General features: G+C 74.6%; 12 protein-coding genes and 3 tRNA genes. 12 read left to right on the top strand and 3 right to left on the bottom strand.

Annotated features, from left to right (window positions below; translation table 11 throughout):
- The first annotated feature begins 52 nt into the window (after positions 1-52).
- The 3 genes from IE241_RS21330 (at position 53) to IE241_RS21340 (ending at position 3,502) form a co-directional block, all read left to right on the top strand.
- On the top strand, positions 53-886 hold the full coding sequence (locus tag IE241_RS21330; RefSeq protein ID WP_229899579.1) for a DUF1906 domain-containing protein: 834 nt from the start codon (positions 53-55) through the stop codon (positions 884-886).
- A 291-nt stretch (positions 887-1,177) separates the two neighbouring features.
- A complete protein-coding gene (locus IE241_RS21335; RefSeq protein WP_190023395.1) occupies positions 1,178-1,717 on the top strand; it encodes a SigE family RNA polymerase sigma factor in 540 nt (179 codons plus the stop codon).
- Positions 1,718-1,843: 126 nt separating this feature from the next.
- Positions 1,844-3,502, top strand: coding sequence for a long-chain fatty acid--CoA ligase (locus tag IE241_RS21340; RefSeq protein WP_190023396.1), 1,659 nt, complete (start codon positions 1,844-1,846; stop codon positions 3,500-3,502).
- 164 nt (positions 3,503-3,666) lie between these two features.
- Here IE241_RS21340 and IE241_RS21345 read toward each other — a convergent pair whose 3' ends face one another.
- Positions 3,667-4,923 carry an MFS transporter gene (locus IE241_RS21345; RefSeq protein ID WP_190023397.1) on the bottom strand — a complete coding sequence of 419 codons (1,257 nt, stop codon included), beginning with the start codon at positions 4,921-4,923 and terminating at the stop codon, positions 3,667-3,669.
- Between the two features lie 121 nt (positions 4,924-5,044).
- Between IE241_RS21345 and IE241_RS21350 the strand changes: the two genes are divergently transcribed.
- On the top strand, positions 5,045-5,662 hold the full coding sequence (locus IE241_RS21350) for a TetR/AcrR family transcriptional regulator (protein WP_190023398.1): 618 nt from the start codon (positions 5,045-5,047) through the stop codon (positions 5,660-5,662).
- Between the two features lie 18 nt (positions 5,663-5,680).
- Here IE241_RS21350 and IE241_RS21355 read toward each other — a convergent pair whose 3' ends face one another.
- The gene (locus IE241_RS21355; RefSeq protein WP_190023399.1) at positions 5,681-10,366 is read right to left on the bottom strand and encodes a PAS domain-containing protein; all 4,686 of its coding nucleotides are present in this window, start codon (positions 10,364-10,366) and stop codon (positions 5,681-5,683) included.
- Between the two features lie 191 nt (positions 10,367-10,557).
- Positions 10,558-11,037 carry an SSI family serine proteinase inhibitor gene (locus IE241_RS21360; RefSeq protein ID WP_190023400.1) on the bottom strand — a complete coding sequence of 160 codons (480 nt, stop codon included), beginning with the start codon at positions 11,035-11,037 and terminating at the stop codon, positions 10,558-10,560.
- 222 nt (positions 11,038-11,259) lie between these two features.
- Here IE241_RS21360 and IE241_RS21365 point away from each other — a divergent pair.
- The 8 genes from IE241_RS21365 to IE241_RS21400 all read left to right on the top strand — a co-directional run bounded on the left by IE241_RS21365 (position 11,260) and on the right by IE241_RS21400 (position 19,374).
- Positions 11,260-11,350, top strand: a tRNA-Ser gene (locus IE241_RS21365).
- 239 nt (positions 11,351-11,589) lie between these two features.
- Positions 11,590-11,662 (top strand) — tRNA-Arg (locus tag IE241_RS21370).
- Between the two features lie 48 nt (positions 11,663-11,710).
- Positions 11,711-11,784: transfer RNA gene (locus IE241_RS21375), tRNA-Met, on the top strand.
- Positions 11,785-11,965: 181 nt separating this feature from the next.
- Positions 11,966-12,739, top strand: a complete 774-nt coding sequence (locus IE241_RS21380; RefSeq protein ID WP_190023401.1) for a response regulator transcription factor — start codon at positions 11,966-11,968, stop codon at positions 12,737-12,739.
- 5 nt (positions 12,740-12,744) lie between these two features.
- Complete coding sequence (locus tag IE241_RS21385) at positions 12,745-14,376, top strand: sensor histidine kinase (protein WP_308433733.1); 1,632 nt, start codon at positions 12,745-12,747, stop codon at positions 14,374-14,376.
- A 72-nt stretch (positions 14,377-14,448) separates the two neighbouring features.
- Positions 14,449-15,753 carry a bifunctional glycosyltransferase family 2/GtrA family protein gene (locus IE241_RS21390; protein WP_190023402.1) on the top strand — a complete coding sequence of 435 codons (1,305 nt, stop codon included), beginning with the start codon at positions 14,449-14,451 and terminating at the stop codon, positions 15,751-15,753.
- The gene (locus IE241_RS21395; protein WP_190023403.1) at positions 15,750-17,777 is read left to right on the top strand and encodes an ArnT family glycosyltransferase; all 2,028 of its coding nucleotides are present in this window, start codon (positions 15,750-15,752) and stop codon (positions 17,775-17,777) included. Before IE241_RS21390 ends, IE241_RS21395 begins: the two co-directional genes overlap by 4 nt.
- 94 nt (positions 17,778-17,871) lie before the next feature.
- Positions 17,872-19,374, top strand: coding sequence for an MFS transporter (locus tag IE241_RS21400; protein ID WP_190023404.1), 1,503 nt, complete (start codon positions 17,872-17,874; stop codon positions 19,372-19,374).
- Positions 19,375-19,428 lie beyond the last annotated feature (54 nt).

The following is a 19,428-nucleotide window of genomic DNA, read 5'->3' on the forward strand; positions in this document are numbered from 1 at the left end:
CGGAGGGCGTGTCACGGAAGGGCGCCGGTCGATGGCGCCTTTGACTCCGGGTATGGACCGACGAAGGAAGATCATCGGATATCTCCTCGCCCTGATGGCGGTGGTCGCCCAGCTGATCGGCGCCGAGCCCGCGGGCGCCGGCGACCGGGGCGACCCGAGGGACGAGGGGGCATCCGTCTTCAGGGGCTGGGGCATCGACACCTGCCAGGCCCCTGCACTGACCACGCTGAGCGCGTGGAAGTCGTCGGACTACCGGGCCGTCGGCGTCTACTTCGCCGGCCGGGCCCGCGCCTGCCCGCACCAGACCTACCTCAGCGAGCGCTGGCTGGAGGGCGCCGACGACATGGGCTGGCGCGTCCTGCCGATCTACGTGGGCTCGCAGTCCCCCTGCGTGCGGGCGAGCAACAAGCGGGGCTACCTCATCGGCTCCGAACCCTACGACCAGGGCCAGACGGAGGGCGAGGAGGCCGTCTCCCGGGCCTCGGCGCTCGGCATCGACATCCACAGCGCCCTCTACCTCGACATGGAGGCCTACGACGACAAGGACGGCGACTGCGCCCGCACGACGCTGTCCTTCATCCGCGGCTGGGGCACGGCCGTGCGCAGCGCCGGCTACCTGCCGGGCTTCTACAGCAGCGCCGAGTCGGGGGTGCGGCACATGGACCGGGCCCGCCGTTCGGGCACGACGGGGCTGCCCGACGTGCTCTGGTTCGCCCGCTGGCGGGTCGGGGCCACGACGGACGGCGAGCCGTCGATCGGCCGGTCGGCGTGGCAGCCGCACCGCCGCATCCACCAGTACCAGGGCAATGTCACCGAATCGCACGGGGGACGGAAGCTGACCATCGACCGTAATCTGGTGGACGCTCCCGTGGCGATCATCGACTGAGGGCCTGAGGGCCTGAGGGCCTGAGGGCCTGAGGGACTGGGCGCCTGAGGGACTGGGCGCCTGAGGGACTGGGCGCCTGAGGGACTGGGCGCCTGAGGGACTGGGGGCCTGGGGCACTGAGGGCCCGGGGGCCCGGGGGACTGCTCCCGGGCGCGTACCCGGAGGGGGCGTCCCGTGCTCCTCTCCCCCTCCGGGAGGTGGGGGCAGCCCCACCTGTACGACCTGAGGCGGACCGTCCTTCGGCACCTGCGGCCGATCCGCCGGGTACAGGTGCGCTCCTAGCGTTGAAGCATGACAGCAACCACGACGCCTGTGTGCACCAGCGCATCCACCGCCGTGTACCCGTCGTTCTCCTCCTACGTACGGGCACGCGGTCCGGTGCTGCAGCGCACCGCCCGCTCTCTGACCTCGAACCCGTGCGACGCGGAGGACCTGCTGCAGACCGCGCTGACCAAGACGTACCTGGCGTGGGAGCGCATAGAGGACCACCGGGCCCTGGACGGCTACGTGCGCCGGGCCCTGGTCAACACGCGCACCTCGCAGTGGCGCAAGCGCAAGGTCGAGGAGTTCCCCTACGACGAGCTGCCCGAGCGCGAGGCGGCCCCCTCGGCGGACCCCGCCGAGCAGCAGGCGCTGCGCGACGCGATGTGGCGGGCCGTGCTGCGGCTGCCGGTGCGGCAGCGGGCCATGGTCGTCCTCAGGTATTACGAGGACCTGACCGAGGTGCAGACGGCCGAGCTGCTCGGGGTCTCCGTCGGCACGGTCAAGAGCGCCGTCTCCCGGGCGCTCGGGAAGCTCCGCGAGGACCCGGAGCTCGCCTGCGCGGCGTGACGGAAAGTGCTCACCGCCGTGGGCCGAGGTAGTGCCGAGGTAGTGCCGGGGTAGTGACTTACCGCGAGATACCCCAGCACAATCAGCGGACCACACCAGCCGTAGCAGGTCTTCGGGAGGACCCCGGTGCTGAGCACGATGCAGGACGTACCGCTCACAGTCACGCGCATCCTCGCCCATGGCGCGCGCGTGCACGGAGGCGCCACCGTGACCACCTGGACCGGGGACGGCGAGCCACTGCGGCGCAGTTTCCGGGAGGTCGCCGAGCGGTCCGTGCAGCTGGCCCACGCGCTGCGCGACGAGCTCGGGGTGGTCGGTGACCAGCGGGTCGCCACGCTCATGTGGAACAACAGCGACCACCTGGAGGCGTATCTCGCGATCCCCTCCATGGGCGCCGTCCTGCACACGCTCAACCTGCGGCTGCCCGTCGAGCAGCTCGCCTGGATCGTCAACCACGCCGCCGACCGCGTGATCATCGTCAACGGCTCGCTGCTGCCGCTGCTCGCCCCGCTCCTGCCGCACCTCGGCTCCGTCGAGCACGTGATCGTCTCGGGCCCGGGCGACCGCTCCGCGCTGGAGGGCTGCCGCCCGCGCGTGCACGAGTACGAGGAGCTGCTCGCGGGCCGGCCCGTGGCCGGCTTCGACTGGCCGGAGCTTGACGAGCGGCAGGCCGCCGCCCTCTGCTACACCTCCGGCACCACCGGCGAGCCCAAGGGCGTCCTCTACAGCCACCGCTCGGTCTACCTCCACGCCATGGAGGTCAACGCCGCCTCGGCCTTCGGCCTGACCCCCGCCGACACCTGTCTCCCCGTAGTGCCGATGTTTCACGTGAACGCCTGGGGCCTGCCGCACGCGGCCTTCATGGCGGGAACGTCCCTGCTGATGCCCGACCGCTTCCTGCAGCCGGCGCCGCTCGCCGAGATGATCGCCACCGAGCGGCCCACGGTGTCCGCCGGCGTCCCCACGATCTGGGCGGGCCTGCTCGCCGAGCTCGACGCGCGCCCGCGGGACCTGTCCTCGCTGCGTACGGTCATCAGCGGCGGCTCGGCCGCCCCGCCCGCGATGATGCGCGGCTTCCACGAGCGCCACGGCGTGCGGCTCGTGCAGGCGTGGGGGATGACGGAGACCTCGCCGCTGGGCTCGGTGGCCTACCCGCCGGCCGGTCTGAGCGAGGAGGAGGAGTGGCCCTACCGCGTCACCCAGGGCCGGCTGCCCTCCTCCGTGGAGGCCCGGCTCGCCGGTCCGGGCGGGGAGATCCTGCCGTGGGACGGTCAGTCGGCCGGTGAGCTGGAGGTGCGCGGACCGTGGATCGCGGGCGCGTACTACGGCGGCGCGGCCGCCGAGCCGATCCGGCCCGAGGACAAGTTCAGCCCCGACGGCTGGCTGCGTACGGGTGACGTCGGCACGATCACGTCCGACGGCTTCCTCACCCTCACCGACCGCGCCAAGGACGTGATCAAGTCGGGCGGCGAGTGGATCTCCTCCGTCGAGCTGGAGAACCACCTGATGGCCCATCCGGACGTCGCGGAGGCGGCTGTCGTGGCCGTCCCCGACGAGAAGTGGGGCGAGCGCCCGCTCGCCGCCGTGGTCCTCAAGGACGGCAAGGCCGCCGACTACGCCGCGCTGCGCGTCTTCCTGGGCGAGCGGGTGGCCCGCTGGCAGCTGCCGGAGCGGTGGACGTCGGTCGCGACCGTACCGAAGACGTCGGTGGGCAAGTTCGACAAGAAGGTGCTGCGGAAGCAGTACGCGGAGGGCGGGCTGGAGGTCACCGTCCTGGGCGGCTGACCCGCGGCGGGCGGATGACCGCGGGCGAATGACCGCGGACGGATGACACGGAACGCCGGGCAGGGGGCCGCCGATGAGGTCCCCTGCCCGGCGTCGGCATGTGTGCCCGCCGACTACGGGGGCTGCGGCGCCGGAGTCTTCTCCGGTGTCCCGTCAGCGCTTCGTCAGCGCTTGGCGCCCACCAGCGCGCTGCCGACCCAGCCCACAGCCACCGCCGCCGCCGCGATGGCGCAGACGCCGTTCCAGCCCCAGTGGGCGTATGCCGGGCCCGCGAGGGCGGAGGCGCTCGCGCCGCCGACGAAGGCCGTGACGACGTAGGCCGTGTTGGCCGCCGCGGGGGTTCCGGTCGAGGCCAGGGCCCGCGTCTGGTTGGCCACCTGACCGGCCATCAGGCCCGCGTGGATCAGTACGGCCGCCGTGCACAGCGCCCACAGCCGGTGCCCGCCGAGCCAGAACAGCGGCAGGGAGGCCGCCGTGAGCACGTAGGACGCGATGACGACCCGGTTCGAGCCGAAGCGGTCGATGAGCGACCCCGACACGGGGGCGACGACGGTCGAGACGAGGCCGAACAGGCCGAAGAGGCCCGCGGTCGCCGTCGACATGTGGAACGGCTCGTCCGCGGTGAGCAGCAGCGCGAGCGTCGTCCAGAGGGAGCTCCAGGCGCCGAAGAGACCGGCCTGGCGCAGGCACGCGGCCCGCAGCTCGGCGGACGCGCGCAGCAGCCCCGGCAGCCCGGCGATGGCCTTGAGCGGCTGCGCGGCGCGGCGCGGCCGGGTCTCGGCCGGGAGCATCACGGCGGTCAGCAGGCCGATCGCGACGGTGAGCGCGGCGGCGCCGAAGAAGACGGCGCGCCAGCCGTACGCCTGCCCGGCGAGGGAGCCGAGGACGCGGGCCGCGACGATGCCGGTGAACAGGCCCGCCACGACGGCGGCCACGTGCCGCCCGCGCCGGTCCGCGGGCGCCCGCTCGGCGACCAGCGGGACGAGCAGCTGCGGGACGACCGTGGCGGCGCAGGCCACCAGGACGGCCGCGGCCAGCGCGGGCAGGCCGGGCGCGAGGGCCGCCGCGACGAGGGCCGCGCCCGCGACGGCGGACAGCACGGCCACCAGGCGGCGGCGGTCGGCGGTGTCCCCGAGCGGGGCGAAGGCCAGCAGGCCGATGGCGTAACCGAGCTGGGCCACGGAGGCGATCCAGCCGGCCGCGGAGGGCGCGGCGCCGAAGTCGCGGGCGATGAGGCCGAGGAGCGGGGCCGCGAGGTAGATGTTCGCGGCCGTGACGGCGGTGCAGAGGGCGATGACCGCGAGGAGGACGGTGTTGCCGCCGCGGGCGGGGGCGGCCGGCGGCGCCGATCGTACGGCCGTGGCCGGGGTCGTTGCCGTGGGCGCGGCTGCGGGTGACGGTGACTTCGTGGGCGTCGGCATGAGTGGTGTGGCTCCCCCGGGGCGGTGCGTGCGGTTCAGGCAGTTGCAACCAACTGGTTGGTTGTAAGTTTCACGTGAAACGGAACGTGCTGTCAACCGAATAGTTGGTTACTCTGGGTGCATGGCAGTCGTAAGGGATCCAGAGGCCACCAAGGCGCGCATCTTCGCGGCGGCCACCGCCGAATTCGCCGCCCACGGCATCGCCGGCGCGCGCATCGACCGCATCGCCCGCGAGGCCAAGGCGAACAAGCAGCTCATCTACGCCTACTTCGGCGACAAGGCCGAGCTGTTCTCGCAGGTCCTCCAGCAGGCCCTGCTCGAACTCGCCTCCGCCGTACCCGTCGACGCCGACGACCCCGACTGCTACGTCGACCGCCTCATGGAGTACCACAAGGCCCACCCCGAGCTGCTGCGGCTGCTCCTGTGGGAAGGGCTGGAGTACGGCGAGGGCGAGATCCCGCACGAGGTCGAGCGGCGCGCCCGCTACAACTCCAAGGCCGCGGCCTTCGCCACCGCCCAGGAGAAGGGCACGGTCGACGCCACGCTGCCGCCGCGCCATCTCGTCTTCCTGATCAGCGCGCTCGCCGGGTGGGCCACGGCCGTGCCGCAGTTCCGCCGGCTGCTCGTCGGCGGAGCGGACGGCGACCTGGACTCGCTGCGCGAGTCGGTGCGGACGGCGGCGCGCAGGATCACGCAGCCGACCGGGTCGACCGGGACGGACAGCCCCGGCAAGCCCTGATCAGCCTGGTCAGCCCGATCAGTCCGTGCCCACCTTCGACAGCAGGTCCACGATCCGGCCCTGCACCTCCGCGCTCGTCGACCGCTCCGCCAGGAACAGCACCGTCTCCCCGGCGGCCAGCCCCGTCAGCTGCGCCGGGTCGATCCCGGCCGAGGTGTAGACGACCATCGGCGTGCGCTTGAGCAGGCCGTTGCCGCGCAGCCAGTCGACGATGCCCGCGCGGCGGCGGCGCACCTGCATCAGGTCCATCACCACCAGGTTCGGGCGCATCTGCGTCGCCAGCGCCACCGCCTCGGCGTCCGTCGCCGCACGCCCCACCTGCATGCCGCGCCGCTCCAGCGTCGCCTTCAGGGCCTCCGCGATCGGCTCGTGCTCCTCGATCAGCAGCACGCGTGGCGGGTGCATCTCGCTGTCGCGCGGCGCCAGCGCCTTCAGCAGCACCGCCGGGTCCGCCCCGTAGGCCGCCTCGCGCGTCGCCTGCCCCAGCCCGGCCGTCACCAGCACCGGGACCCCGGCCGCGACGGCCGCCTCGCGCAGCGACTGCAGCGCCGTGCGCGTGATCGGCCCCGTCAGCGGGTCCACGAACAGCGCCGCCGGGTACGCCGCCGTCTGCGCGTCGACCTCCTCGCGCGAGTGCACGATCACCGGCCGGTAGCCGCGCTCGGTCAGCGCCGCCTCCGTGGACGGGTCCGGGGCGGGCCATACGAGGAGCCGGCGCGGGTTGTCCAGCGGCTCGGGGGGCAGCTCGTCGTCCATCGGCGGGCGCGGGGCGTTCATGACTTCCACCGCACCGTTGGGGCCGTCGAGGGGCTCGGGCCCCTCCGAACCCTCGTCCGGAGCTCCTATGGCGAAGGCACGCCCTTCCGGGGCGCCGAGCAGCGGCGGCTGCGGGGCCGACTGCGGGGCCGGCTGCGCCGGTGCCTGTCCTTGCCCCTGTCCCTGTCCCTGCGCCTGCCCCTGCTGTCCCTGTGCCTGCGGCTCGCGCTCGCCCTCGGCCGGGTTGCCGAGTCGCCGGCGGCGGCCCGAACCGCCCGGCGCCGGCTCCTGGCCGGGCTGCTGGGCGAACGGCTGGGCCTGGCCCAGGGCGCGCACGCTGATCGGGCGCCCCGAGGTGTCGTTGCCGGGGGCCGCGGCGGCTGCGGCGGCGCCGGGCTCCTCTGCCAGGGCCCGCCGCGCTCGGCGGCGGCCCGTCGGCGCGGGGGCGCCTGCGGCGGGCTGGTCCGCGCCGGTGGCGGGGCCGCCCGCGCGGGAGGGGTCGGTCTCGCGCGCACCCGTGGCGCCGTACGACGCGGGGGCGCCGTCCGGCGTGGGGCCACCGGCGTACGGGGCTGCCGGGGCCGCGCCGCCGCTGTTCGGTCCGGGGCGGCCGTGCCCCCCGTGGGAGGGGACGGGTCCGCTCGGCCCGGCCTGGCCGTTCGCGGCGTCGGGTCCGGCCGGCGGCGTCGGGACGCCGCCGGCGGCGCCCGGGCGGGCCTGGGGGCCCGCACCGCTGCCCGGAACCGCACCGGCGGGCGCGGGCCCGCTCCGGCTCGGGAACGGCGCCGGGGCGCTTCCCGCTTCCGCGGGCGTGGGGCCGTTCGGTCCGAGGAAGGAGGACGTGCCGCCCTGCCCGGGGGCATCCGTTCCGGCAGGCGCGGGGCCGCCGGGGCGACCCGGGAACGGTGCCGGAGCGCTTCCCGCTTCCGCGGGCGTGGGGCCGTTCGGTCCGAGGAAGGAGGACGTGCCGCCCTGCCCGGGGGCATCCGTTCCGGCAGGCGCGGGGCCGCCGGGGCGACCCGGGAACGGTGCCGGAGCGCTTCCCGCTTCCGCGGGCGCGGGGCCGTTCGGCCCGAGGAAGGACGACGTGCCGCCCCGTCCGGGGGCATCCGTTCCGGCAGGCGCGGGGCCGCCGGGGCCGCCAGGGCGGCCGGGGAAGGGCGCCGGAGCGCTTCCCGCTTCCGCAGGGGCGGGGCCGTTCGGTCCGAGGAAGGACGACGTGCCGCCTCGTCCGGCGGCGTCCGGGTGGGCGGGTGCGGGTGCAGGACCGCCGGGGCCCGGGAACGGCGCCGGGGCGCCTCCCGTCTCCGCGGCCGGGCGGCCGGCGGGAATCGCGCCGGCCCGGCCGGGGAACGGCGCCGCAGCGCCTCCCGCTTCCGCAGGGGCGGGGCCGTTCGGGCCCAGGAAGGACGACGTGCCGCCCCGTCCAGGGCTGTCCGTACCGGCAGGCGCGGGGCCGGCCTGGCCGGGGAACCCCGTACCCGCCGGTGCCGGGCGGCCCTGGCCCGGGAACGGTGCCGGAGCGTCTCCCGCCTCCGCGGGTGCCGGGCCGTTCGGCCCCAGGAAGGACGACGTACCGCCGCGCCCGGCCTGCGCATCCGCGTCAGTCGGTGCGGCACCGCCCTGGCCCGTGAAGCGGCCCGCGGTTCCCCTCTCCGCCGGATGCGGCGCACCGGCACCGGCGCCCTCGTCGTCGGCCGGCTTGCGCGGGGCGCCCGGCAGGCCGGGCGGAGCAGGCTCGGGGGAGCGGTCGGCGTCGGCCGGGGGAAGGGCGAAGGCCGTGCGCGGGACGGAGGGCTCCGCGGTGGTCTGGCCGGGGATCGGGCGCTCGGGGGACTCCGCGAGGGCCCGGCGGGCCCGGCGCCCGGTGGGTGCGGCCGCGGCGGCGGACTCGGGCGTACGGTCGGCCTCGGCCGGCGGCAGGGCGAACGCCGTGCGCGGCGCCTCGGCCTGCTGCGGCTGGTCCCTGCGCGCGCGCCGGCCCGTCGGCCCGGCCGGCGAGCCCTGCGGTGGTACGAGGCCGCTCGCGTCGCCGCCGTCACCGGCCGCCCCGGGCACAGGCCCCGGGCCCGAGCCCGGACCCGTGGCGGAGGCGTCGTCAGGCCCGCCCCGCCCGTGCCGGTTGGCCCGGCCCGCGGGGGCGCCGTCACCCTCGGCCCCCGCCGCAGGCGCCGACGGCTCCTCGTCCGTGCGCGGCTTGGCGCGCCGCCGCCCGGTGGGCGGCGTGTCGTCGTTCTGCGCGGGCGGTGCCTGAAGCGCGATGCCGTCACCGGTCGTGTCGCCGTCCGCACCCCGGCGCGCCCGCCGCCCGCTGCCCGGCGCGGCGGAAGAGTCGGCGGCACCGGAGGCGGCAGCGGCACCGGAGGCGGGAGGAGTCTCCGCCGTGCCGCGCGCCCGCTGGGACGGCACCGGCATGACGGTGGTGGCGTTCATCGTGTCCGTCATCGTGTCCGTGGCGGACCGCCGCTCCGTGGCGGCGGGGCTCACCGGCCCGCCCTTCGCGGAGACCGGCACCTCCAGGACGTACGCGCTGCCGCCCGACGCGCCCGGCACGTCATGGGTCTGCAGCACCCCGCCGTGCGCCCGCACGATGCCGCGCACGAGGGGCCCGTGGACGGGGTCGCCGCCCGCGTAGGGGCCGCGGACCTCGATCCGTACGACCTCGCCGCGCTGTGCCGCCGCCACGACGATCGTGGAGTCGCCGGCCGGCGCGCCGCCCGCGGGCACGTTGCCCGTGGCGTCGACGCCCGCGACGTCCGCGATCAGGTGCGCCAGCGCCTGCGCGAACCGCTCCGGGTCGACCTCGGCCTCGATCGCCGGCGCGTGCACCGCGAACTGGGCCCGGCCGGGCCCGATCAGCTCGACCGCGCCGTCCACGCCGGCGGCCACGACCTCGTCGAGCGCGACCGTCTCGCGCTCCAGCTTGGCGTCGCCGGCGTCCAGCTGCTGATAGGCGAGGACATTGTCGACAAGCGTGGTCATCCGGGCGTACCCGGCGGACAGGTGGTGCAGGATCTGGTTGGCCTCGGGCCACAGCTGGCCCGCCGGATCGGCGGCCAGGGTGCCGAGCTCGGCGCGCAGTTGCTCCAGCGGGCCGCGCAGGGACTCCTTCAGGACGGCCTGCAGCTGCGCGTGGCGCGCGGCGAGGGCGTCGTACGCCCGGCGGTCGGTGAAGGTCATCACCGCGCCGACGAGCTGGTCGCCGTCGCGCACGGGCGCCGTGGTGAGGTCGACCGGGACCGCCCGGCCGTCCTTGGCCCACAGCGCCTGCCCCCGCACCCGGTGCTTGCGCCCCGAGCGCAGCGTGTCGGCGATCGGGGACTCCTCGTACGGGAACGGCGTGCCGTCCGGCCGCGAGTGGTGGATCAGCGGGTGCAGCTCCCGGCCGCCGAGATCGCTGGCGCGGTAGCCGAGGATCTGCGCGGCGGAGGGGTTGACCAGCACGACCTTGCCCGCGATGTCCACGCCGACGACGCCCTCCGCGGCGGCGCGCAGGATCATCTCGGTCTGCCGCTGCTGGCGGGCGAGTTCGGCCTCGGTGTCGAGCGTGCCGGTCAGATCGCGGACGACGAGCATCAGCAGCTCGTCGCCCGTGTAGGGCTGGTGGTCGGCGTACGGGGTGCGGCCGTCCTCGAGGTTCGCGCTCGTCACCTCGACGGGGAACTCCGAACCGTCCGTGCGCCGGGCGATCATGCGGGTGGGCTTGGTGCGGCCGTCGTCGCTGTCGGGCAGGCGCATGGAGCCCGGGATGCGCCGGGAGTCGAAGTCGGGCAGCAGGGAGAGCAGTCCGCGCCCGACGAGCCCCGTGCCGGGAACCTCGAAGGTCTCCAGAGCTATGTGGTTGGCGTTGACGACCGTGCCGTTGCAGTTGACGAGCAACAGGGCGTCGGGGAGGGCGTCGAGTATGGCTGCGAGGCGAGCAGCGCCTCGGGATGGCCTGCTGCTCACGACGACGCTTCCTCCCTGGTTACCGCACCTTGCCGACCCCACCGGGCGGGCGGTCCGCCGCGCCGTGGCGTGTCACTGGAGCGCAGTCTACGGGCTGCCGGGGCGGGCGCGGCGGCGGACGAGGCGTGCGGCGAGGCGCGCCGGACGGGCGCCGTGGGGCGTCCTGCCGCAGGCCCGACATGTCTTCTGTGTCAGCCCTTGTGGTGGACATGGTGGGTGCTCGCCGGCGTGCCGAGCAGGCTGGCGAAGCGGTCCCAGCGGTCGATCTCGCACCCGTTCTTCCGCGTGAACACGGCCTTCACGGGGCGGCCGGCCCACCGGCCGGTGACCTTGGCGCGCTGCGGGCCGCCGTAGATCATCGTGCACACCGAGTCCTTGGGGACGGGGGCGAACGGGTCCTTTCCCCAGGTCGTCTGGCCGTCGATCTGGCCGCACGCCTCTCTGACACGCGGGTGCGTTCCTCCGGCCGGGTGGCAGTAGAGCTCGTAGGTCCGGACGCCGGTGAGGCCCGCGGTGAACTTCCCGGTGTCGCTGACGGTCACCGTGAGGTGGTCGTTGCTCTCGGGGTTGGCGGGCGGCATGGGGAGCCCGGCGGCCGAGGCGGACGGGAGGGTGAGCAGGGTCACCGGGGCCAGCGCGGCGGCGGCGAGGGCGAGGCGGCGGAGCAGCATGCGGGACTCCAGGGTCCGAGGGCGGGCGAGGCGGACCGGGGGCGCGCAGGGCCGGGCCGATCCCTTCACCCGACTAACGCGCCGGGAGGCAACGCGTTGCGCTCGGGAAAACGTCTTTGCCCCGCCCGGTGAAAGCCCGGTACCGTAGGGGTGCGATTGGTGAGCGGCCGCGAGGTTGTGCCATCATCTGCATCGCACCACTCGCGCATGCGTGGGTGGGCTGGAGGCGTCGCCTAGTCCGGTCTATGGCGCCGCACTGCTAATGCGGTTTGGGACTTAAATCCCATCGAGGGTTCAAATCCCTCCGCCTCCGCAGTAACCGGAAGCCCCGGTCGTCCTTGAGACGGCCGGGGCTTTCGCGTTGCCGGGGTCTGCGCGTCGGGCCTGTCGGCCGATGCTGTGGGCGATCTTGTCCGCAGGGGTCGCCGGAGCCGCTCCAGAGGGCGTTTTCGCAGGTCAGGGCTGGTGCGGGGAATGGATTTCGCGTGGCGGCGGAGTTCATGTAATGTTGTCCACGCAACGCCGACCGGCAAGAAAACGCCGGGAAGCCGAGCGCTCGTAGCTTAACGGATAGAGCACTTGACTACGGATCAAGAGGTTGCAGGTTCGAATCCTGCCGAGCGCACAGCCGAGAGTATGGTCACCACTTAGGTGGTACTGTTCACTCGACCGTCGCGGGGTGGAGCAGCTCGGTAGCTCGCTGGGCTCATAACCCAGAGGTCGCAGGTTCAAATCCTGTCCCCGCTACTAAGATCGCAGGCCCGGTACCTCAGGTACCGGGCCTGCGGCGTATCCGGAGCACTTCGTCCCGCTCGGGAGTGCCCGCTCGGGAGTGTCGGATCGGGAGTGGCCGATCGGCGCGTGATTCTCAGGAGAATCACAGAGAGCCGAAAGATGCCTCTCACGCGCCGCCCGCAGCCTCTTGCCCATGACGGCCGACCCCTCCACCAGCCCCGCACCCGCACCCTCCCCTCTCCTGCGCGATGACGGCGGCCCCGTCCGCGTCCTCGTCGTGGACGACGAGGCCTCCCTGGCCGAGCTGCTCCGCCTCGCCCTGCGCTACGAGGGCTGGGACGTGCGGACCGCGGCCGCCGGCGCCGAGGCCGTGCGCGTCGCGCGGGACTTCCGGCCGGACGCCGTCGTCCTGGACGTGATGCTGCCCGACATGGACGGTCTGACCGTGCTGGAGCGGCTGCGCCGCGAACGCGCCGAGGTGCCGGTGCTCTTCCTCACCGCCAAGGACTCCGTCGAGGACCGCATCGCCGGCCTCACCGCCGGCGGCGACGACTACGTCACCAAGCCCTTCAGCCTGGAGGAGGTCGTCGCCCGGCTGCGCGGGCTGCTGCGCCGGGCCCGCGCCGTCGCGCCGCGCCCCGACTCCGTCCTCACCGTGGGCGACCTCGTCCTGGACGAGGACAGCCACGAGGTCTCCCGCGGCGGCACGGACATCCACCTCACCGCGACCGAGTTCGAGCTGCTGCGCTTCCTCATGCGCAATCCGCGGCGCGTGCTCAGCAAGCCGCAGATCCTCGACCGGGTCTGGTCGTACGACTTCGGCGGTCAGGCCAACGTCGTGGAGCTCTACATCTCCTATCTGCGGCGGAAGATCGACGCGGGGCGCCCGCCGATGATCCACACGCGGCGCGGCGTCGGCTACCTCATCAAGCCGGGTGCGCCGGCCGCGCCGGCCACGACGGCGTGAGCCGGCTGCGGGATCCGCGGGATGTGCGGGGCCTGCGCGGCTTCCTCGCCCGGCCGCGCCCCCTGCGTACCCGGCTCGTGGTCTCCACCGTCGTCCTGGTCGCCGTCGTCTGCGCGGTGATCGGCACGGTCACGGCCATCGTGCTGCGCAGCTATCTGTACGGGCAGCTCGATACGCAGCTCGGCGAAGTGGCGCGGCGGGCCGCGGCGCCCCACCCGCCGGTGGCCCCGGCCCCGGCCCCGGTCCGCCGGGGCGGCCCGCTGGGCTTCGTGCAGGGCGGCGGCCAGCCCATCGGCACCGTCGGCGCGCTCACCGGGCCCGACGGCCGGGTCGCCGACTCGGCCGTGAGCACTCCCGCGCACGGGTGGCGGGGCGACGAGCTTGTGCGCGAGCCGCTGACCGCCGCCCAGAGCGAGGCCCTCGCGGGGCTTCCCCGCGACGGCCGGCCGCACGACGTCGGGCTGCCCGGGCGGGGGCAGTACCGCGCCCAGTCCGCGACCGCCCCCGACGGGACGACGTATCTGGTCGGCATCCCGGCCACGAGTGTTCAGGAGACCCTCAACGCCCTTGTCGTGGTGGAGGTGTGCGTCACCGCGGCCGGGCTTGTCGCCGCCGGGATCGCGGCTGCGGCGACGGTGCGGATTGCGCTGGGGCCGCTGCGGCGGGTCGCGGCGACGGCCACGCGTGTGTCCGAACTTCCCTTGGACCGCGGGGAAGTGGCCCTGCACGAGCGCGTGCCCGAGGCGGAGGCCGATCCGCGCACCGAGGTCGGCCAGGTGGGTGCGGCGCTCAACCGTATGCTGGGGCACGTGAGTTCGGCCCTGACGGCGCGTCAGGAGAGCGAGACGCGCGTCCGGCAGTTCGTCGCCGACGCGAGCCACGAGCTGCGGACGCCGCTCGCCTCCATCCGCGGCTACGCCGAACTCACGCGCCGGGCGGGCCTCGGTGGGAGTGCCGGTGGGAGTGCCGGTGGCGCCAGGGGAGGCCGCGAGGAGATCGGGCCGGTCACCCGGCACGCGCTCGGCCGCATCGAGTCCGAGGCGCACCGGATGACCGGGCTCGTCGAGGACCTGCTGCTCCTCGCCCGCCTGGACACCGGCCGCCCGCAGGCGTTCGCGGACCTCGACCTCTCTCCGCTCGTGGTCGACGCCGTGAGCGACGCGCGGGCGGCCGGGCCGGGCCATGTGTGGCGCCTCGACCTGCCGGCCGAACCGGTGGCTGTACGGGGTGACGCGGCCCGTCTGCATCAGGTGCTCGTCAACCTGCTGGCCAACGCGCGGACGCATACGCCCGCGGGGACGACGGTGACCGTTCGCCTACGGGGCGCCTCCGGCGGTGGGTGCGTCACGGTGGAGGTGGAGGACGACGGGCCCGGCATTCCGGCGGAGTTGCTGCCGCATGTCTTCGAGCGGTTTGCGCGGGGGGACGCGTCGCGGACGCGAACCGGCACGGGGGGTTCGGAGGGCTCGGGGGGTTCGGGACTGGGGCTTGCGATCGTGCGGGCGGTTGTGGCGGCGCATGGGGGGAGGGTGGCGGTGTCGAGTACGGCTGGGCGGACCGTCTTTACGGTGGAGCTGCCGGTTCGGCGCCGCCGGGAAGCGTCGTCGGGGGTGCCCGCGGAGCACCGTCGGGGCTGAGCGCCCCCGACTCACAGGTCCGGCACAGGCTGTGCACACTCTCGCGACAGGCCCCGCCGACAGGGTCGGGCCATGACCGAGACGACCCCCGCTCCGGCCCGGCACGCTCCTCCCGACACCGGGCCGCTGCCCGCCCGCAGGGCCCTCCCGCTGCGCGGTCACGGCCCCGTGCTCGACGTCGTGATCCCCGTCCACAACGAGGAGGACGACCTGGAGGCGTGCGTGCGCCGGCTGCACGCGCACCTCATGGCCACGCTCCCGTACGGATTCCGGATCACCGTCGCGGACAACGCGAGCACCGACCGCACGCCCGAGGTCTCCGCCGCCCTGGACGACGCCTTCGACGAGGTGACCGCCGTCCGGCTGGAGGAGAAGGGGCGCGGGCGGGCGCTGCACACCGTCTGGTCGCTGTCCGAGGCGCCCGTGCTCGCCTATATGGACGTCGACCTGTCCACGGACCTCAACGCCGTGCTGCCGCTCGTCGCCCCGCTGATCTCCGGCCACTCCGACCTGGCCATAGGGACCCGGCTCGCGGGTGGTGCGCGCGTGGTGCGCGGGCCGCGGCGGGAGTTCATCTCCCGCGCCTACAACATCGTGCTGCGGACGGGGCTCGCGGCGCGGTTCTCCGATGCGCAGTGCGGGTTCAAGGCGATCCGCAAGGACGTCGCCGAGCGGCTGCTGCCGCTCGTCGAGGACACGGGGTGGTTCTTCGACACCGAGCTGCTGGTGCTGGCCGAGCGGGCGGGCCTGCGGATCCACGAGGTGCCGGTGGACTGGGTCGACGACCCGGACAGCTCCGTGCGGATCGTCCGCACGGCGGCCGACGACCTGCGCGGCGTATGGCGCGTGGGGCGCGCCCTGGCCACCGGGGCGCTGCCGCTGGACCGGCTGCGCCGCCCCTTCGGCGACGATCCGCGCGACCGGGCGGTGCCCGGCGTCCCGCGCGGACTGGCCCGGCAGCTGCTGGGCTTCTGCGCGGTGGGCGTCCTCAGCACGGGCTTCTACCTGGCGCTGTACTCGCTGCTGCGCACGGCCACCGGCGCGCAGGCCGCGAACGCGCTCGCGCTGCTGCTGTCGGCCCTCGCCAACACCGCGGCCAACCGCCGGCTGACCTTCGGCGTGCGGGGGCGCGAGCGCGCGGTCCGCCACCAGGCGCAGGGCCTGGTGGTCTTCGCCGTCGGCCTCGTCCTGACCAGCGGTTCGCTCGCCGCGCTGCACGCGGCGGGCGGCTCCCCGTCCCACGGCCCGTCCCACGGTGCCGAGCTGGCCGTCCTCGTCACGGCCAACCTCGCGGCGACGGTGCTGCGGTTCTTGTTGCTGAGGGCGTGGGTGTTCCCGGCGGGATCCGCGGACGCCGGAACGGAGAGGGATCGATGACCACGATGACGAAGGCCGCGAAGCTGCGGCTCGCCGCGCTGCTCGCCGTCACCGGTGCGCTCTACCTCTGGGACCTGAGCGCGTCCGGTTACGCCAACCAGTTCTACGCCGCCGCCGCGCAGGCGGGCGGCGCGAGCTGGAAGGCGTTCTTCTTCGGCGCGTCCGACGCCGCCGGGGCGATCACCGTCGACAAGCCGCCGGCCGCGCTGTGGCCGATGGGCCTGTCCGTACGGCTCTTCGGGCTCGGCTCGTGGGCGATCCTCGTGCCCGAGGCGCTGATGGGCGTGGCCGCGGTGGGGGTGCTGTACGCGTGCGTGCGGCGGCACTTCGGGGAGGCGGCCGGGCTGCTCGCGGGGGCGGCGTTCGCGCTGACGCCCGTCGCCGCGCTGATGTTCCGCTTCGACAACCCCGACGCGCTGCTGTGCCTGCTGATGGTGTGCGCCGTGGCGTGCGTCCTGCGGGCGCTGGAGGGCGGGCGGACGGCGTGGCTGCTCCTGGCGGGGCTCTGCTTCGGCCTGGGCTTCCTCACCAAGACGCTGCAGGCGTGGCTCATCCTGCCGCCGCTCGCCCTGCTGTACGCGGTGTGCGCGCCGGTGCGGCCGCTGCGGCGTGCGGGGCAGCTGCTGCTCGCGGGGCTGGTGACCGTCGTCTCCGGCGGCTGGTGGGTGGCCGTGGTCGAGCTGTGGCCCGCGGACTCGCGCCCGTACATCGGCGGCTCGCAGCACAACAGCTTCCTCGAACTCACCTTCGGCTACAACGGACTCGGCCGCCTCAACGGCAACGAGACCGGGAGCGTGGGCGGAGGCGGCGGGCCCGGTGGCGGCGGGCGCTGGGGCGAGACCGGCATCCTGCGGCTGTTCGGGACGGACATGGGCGGTCAGATCGCCTGGCTGCTCCCCGCCGCGTTCGCGCTGCTGCTGGCCGGACTGTTCCTGACCCGGCGCGCAGGCCGGACGGACATCCGCCGGGCGGCGTTCCTGGCGTGGGGCGGGGCGCTGCTGATGACCTTCGCGGTCTTCAGCTTCATGTCCGGGATCTTCCACCAGTACTACAACATCGCGCTGGCTCCGTACGTGGCGGCACTGACCGGCATGGGGGCCGTACTGCTGTGGGAGCGCCGGGCCTTCGTCCCGCTGGCGGCGGTCGTGGCGGGGACGGCCGGCTGGGCGTACGTCCTTCTGGACCGTACGCCGCAGTGGCTGCCGTGGCTGAAGTGGGCGGTGCTGCTGGGCGGGGTCGCGGCGGGGTGTGCGCTGCTGGGCGCGAAGCGCGGTCCTGTCGCACGGGTCGCCGTGGTGCTGTCCGTGGCGAGCGCGCTCGCGGCGCCCCTGGCGTACACGCTGAACACGGTGCGGACGCCGCACGGCGGGTCGATCGTGACGGCGGGGCCGGCGGTGAAGGGCGCGGGGCGCTTCGGCGGCGGTGGCGGCATGCGGATGGCGGGGCGGGACGAGCGGTTCGGCGGTGCGGGTGCGGGTGCGGGTGCGGGTGCGGCCGGGGGCCGGGGGCCGTGGGGTGCGCCGGGTGGGCGCGGGCCTGGTGGTCCTGGTGGACCTGTTGGGCCTGGTGGGCCTGGTGGACCTGCCGGGTTCCCGGGGAAGGCGCCGCGCGGTGAGCGCCCTGCAGGCGGTGGCATGGGCGGGCTGCTCGGCGGTCAGCGCGTGAGCGCCGCCGCTGCGGCCGCGGTGAAGAAGGACGCGTCGGAGTACCGGTGGGCGGCGGCCGCGGTCGGTTCGCAGAACGCGGCGGGCTACCAGCTCGCCACCCAGGTGCCGGTGATGGCGATCGGCGGCTTCAACGGGAGCGATCCGTCGCCGACGCTGCGGCGGTTCGAGGCGTACGCGAAGGAGGGGAAGGTGCACTACTTCATCGCTTCGGCAGGCGGGGAGATGCGCGGCGGCGGGCGCGGAGGCACGGAGTCCGCCTCGGCCGGGATCGCCTCGTGGGTGGCGGCGCACTTCACGAAGGTCACCGTCGGCGGGGCGACGCTCTACGACCTGACGCGGCCGGTGGAGGGCTCGTAGAAGCCCTCGCGGAAAACCCTCTTGTACGGCGTAGAGGAGCTCTTGTACGGTGTACGACGACAACGGGTCGTACACCGTACAAGGGGGATCTCGCATGACTGCGCCGACCAAGGAATCACCAAGCGCCGCGGAGGAGCTGCCGAAGCGCAATCCCACGCGCTGGCTGGTGCTCGGCGTGATCTGCCTCGCCCAGCTCACCGTCCTGCTCGACAACACCGTGCTCACCGTCGCCATCCCCTCCCTCACGGAGGAGATGGGCGCGGCCACGTCCGACATCCAGTGGATGATCAACGCCTATTCGCTGGTCCAGGCCGGTCTGCTGCTCACCGCGGGCAGCGCCGCCGACCGCTACGGGCGCAAGAAGCTGCTCGCCGCCGGGCTCGCCCTCTTCGGCATCGGCTCGCTGGGGGCGGGCCTGTCGGAGACCACCGGCCAGCTGATCGCCGCCCGCGCCGGCATGGGCATAGGCGGGGCGCTGCTGATGACCACCACGCTCGCCGTGGTCGTCCAGGTCTTCGACGAGGAGGAGCGCGCCAAGGCGATCGGGCTGTGGGGCGCGGTCGGCTCGCTCGGCTTCGCCGCCGGGCCGCTGATCGGCGGGGCGCTCCTCAACCACTTCTGGTGGGGCTCGATCTTCCTGATCAACCTGCCGGTGGCGGTGCTCGGCCTGCTGGCCGTCCTCAAGTGGGTGCCGGAGTCCAAGAACCCGGCCGGTGAGCGGCCCGACCTGCTCGGTGCGCTGCTGTCGACGGTCGGCATGACCGGGGTCACCTTCGCGATCATCTCGGGGCCGGGGGAGGGATGGACGTCCGCGCAGGTGCTCGTCTCCGGCGGAGTGGGTGTCGTGGTGCTGGCGGCGTTCGCCGTGTGGGAGCGGCGGGCTCCGTATCCGATGCTCGACATGCAGTTCTTCCGCAACCGGCGGTTCGTGGGCGCCGTCTCCGGCTCCATCCTGGTCGCCTTCGGCATGGGCGGATCGTTCTTCCTGCTCACGCAGCACCTGCAGCTCGTGCTGGGGTACGACCCGCTGCAGACCGGTCTGCGGATGTCGCCGCTGGCGCTGGTCATCATCGTCCTCAACCTGACGGGCGTCGGGGCGCGCCTCCTGCCGAAGGTCGGTACGCCCGTCTCGATCGCGGGCGGCATGGGGCTGCTGGCGGCGGGGCTCGCGGCGATCGCGGTCCTCGGCGCGGACGGGTACGGCGGGATGCTGTTCGGGCTCGTGCTCATGGGCACCGGCATCGCGCTGTCCATGCCGGCCATGGCCACGGCGATCATGTCCGCGATCCCGCCGGAGAAGGCGGGCGTCGGGGCCGGGCTCAACGGCACGCTGCAGGAGTGCGGCAACGGGCTGGGTGTGGCGGTGCTCGGTGCGGTGCTGAACTCGCGCTTCGCGGCGCTGATCCCTGCGGTGGCCGCAGGGGCGGGGTCGCTGCCGGCGGCGCTGGCGGAGGCCCGCACGGACGCTGATCGCGTGGCGATCGCCGACGCGTTCGCCACGGGTGTGCACACCAGCCAGCTGGTGGGTGCGGCGGCGGTCCTGGCGGGCGGCCTGACCGCGGCGCTTCTGCTGCGCAGGGCGGAGCGGGCGCAGTAACGGTTCCCTGCCCCGGCGGGGGTGATGGGCGAGGCCCATCGGGCCCCTTGGGGC

It is taken from the genome of Streptomyces hiroshimensis, from assembly GCF_014650335.1.
GTDB classification, from domain to species: Bacteria; Actinomycetota; Actinomycetes; order Streptomycetales; family Streptomycetaceae; genus Streptomyces; species Streptomyces hiroshimensis.

Excerpts from the sequence above, each read along its gene's own strand:
- IE241_RS21345 (WP_190023397.1), bottom strand. The coding sequence starts at position 4,923 with ATGCCGACGCCCACGAAGTCACCGTCACCCGCAGCCGCGCCCACGGCA.
- IE241_RS21395 (WP_190023403.1), top strand. The coding sequence starts at position 15,750 with ATGACCACGATGACGAAGGCCGCGAAGCTGCGGCTCGCCGCGCTGCTC.
- IE241_RS21390 (WP_190023402.1), top strand. The coding sequence starts at position 14,449 with ATGACCGAGACGACCCCCGCTCCGGCCCGGCACGCTCCTCCCGACACC.
- IE241_RS21350 (WP_190023398.1), top strand. The coding sequence starts at position 5,045 with ATGGCAGTCGTAAGGGATCCAGAGGCCACCAAGGCGCGCATCTTCGCG.
- IE241_RS21330 (WP_229899579.1), top strand. The coding sequence starts at position 53 with ATGGACCGACGAAGGAAGATCATCGGATATCTCCTCGCCCTGATGGCG.
- IE241_RS21400 (WP_190023404.1), top strand. The coding sequence starts at position 17,872 with ATGACTGCGCCGACCAAGGAATCACCAAGCGCCGCGGAGGAGCTGCCG.
- IE241_RS21380 (WP_190023401.1), top strand. The coding sequence starts at position 11,966 with ATGACGGCCGACCCCTCCACCAGCCCCGCACCCGCACCCTCCCCTCTC.
- IE241_RS21335 (WP_190023395.1), top strand. The coding sequence starts at position 1,178 with ATGACAGCAACCACGACGCCTGTGTGCACCAGCGCATCCACCGCCGTG.
- IE241_RS21360 (WP_190023400.1), bottom strand. The coding sequence starts at position 11,037 with ATGCTGCTCCGCCGCCTCGCCCTCGCCGCCGCCGCGCTGGCCCCGGTG.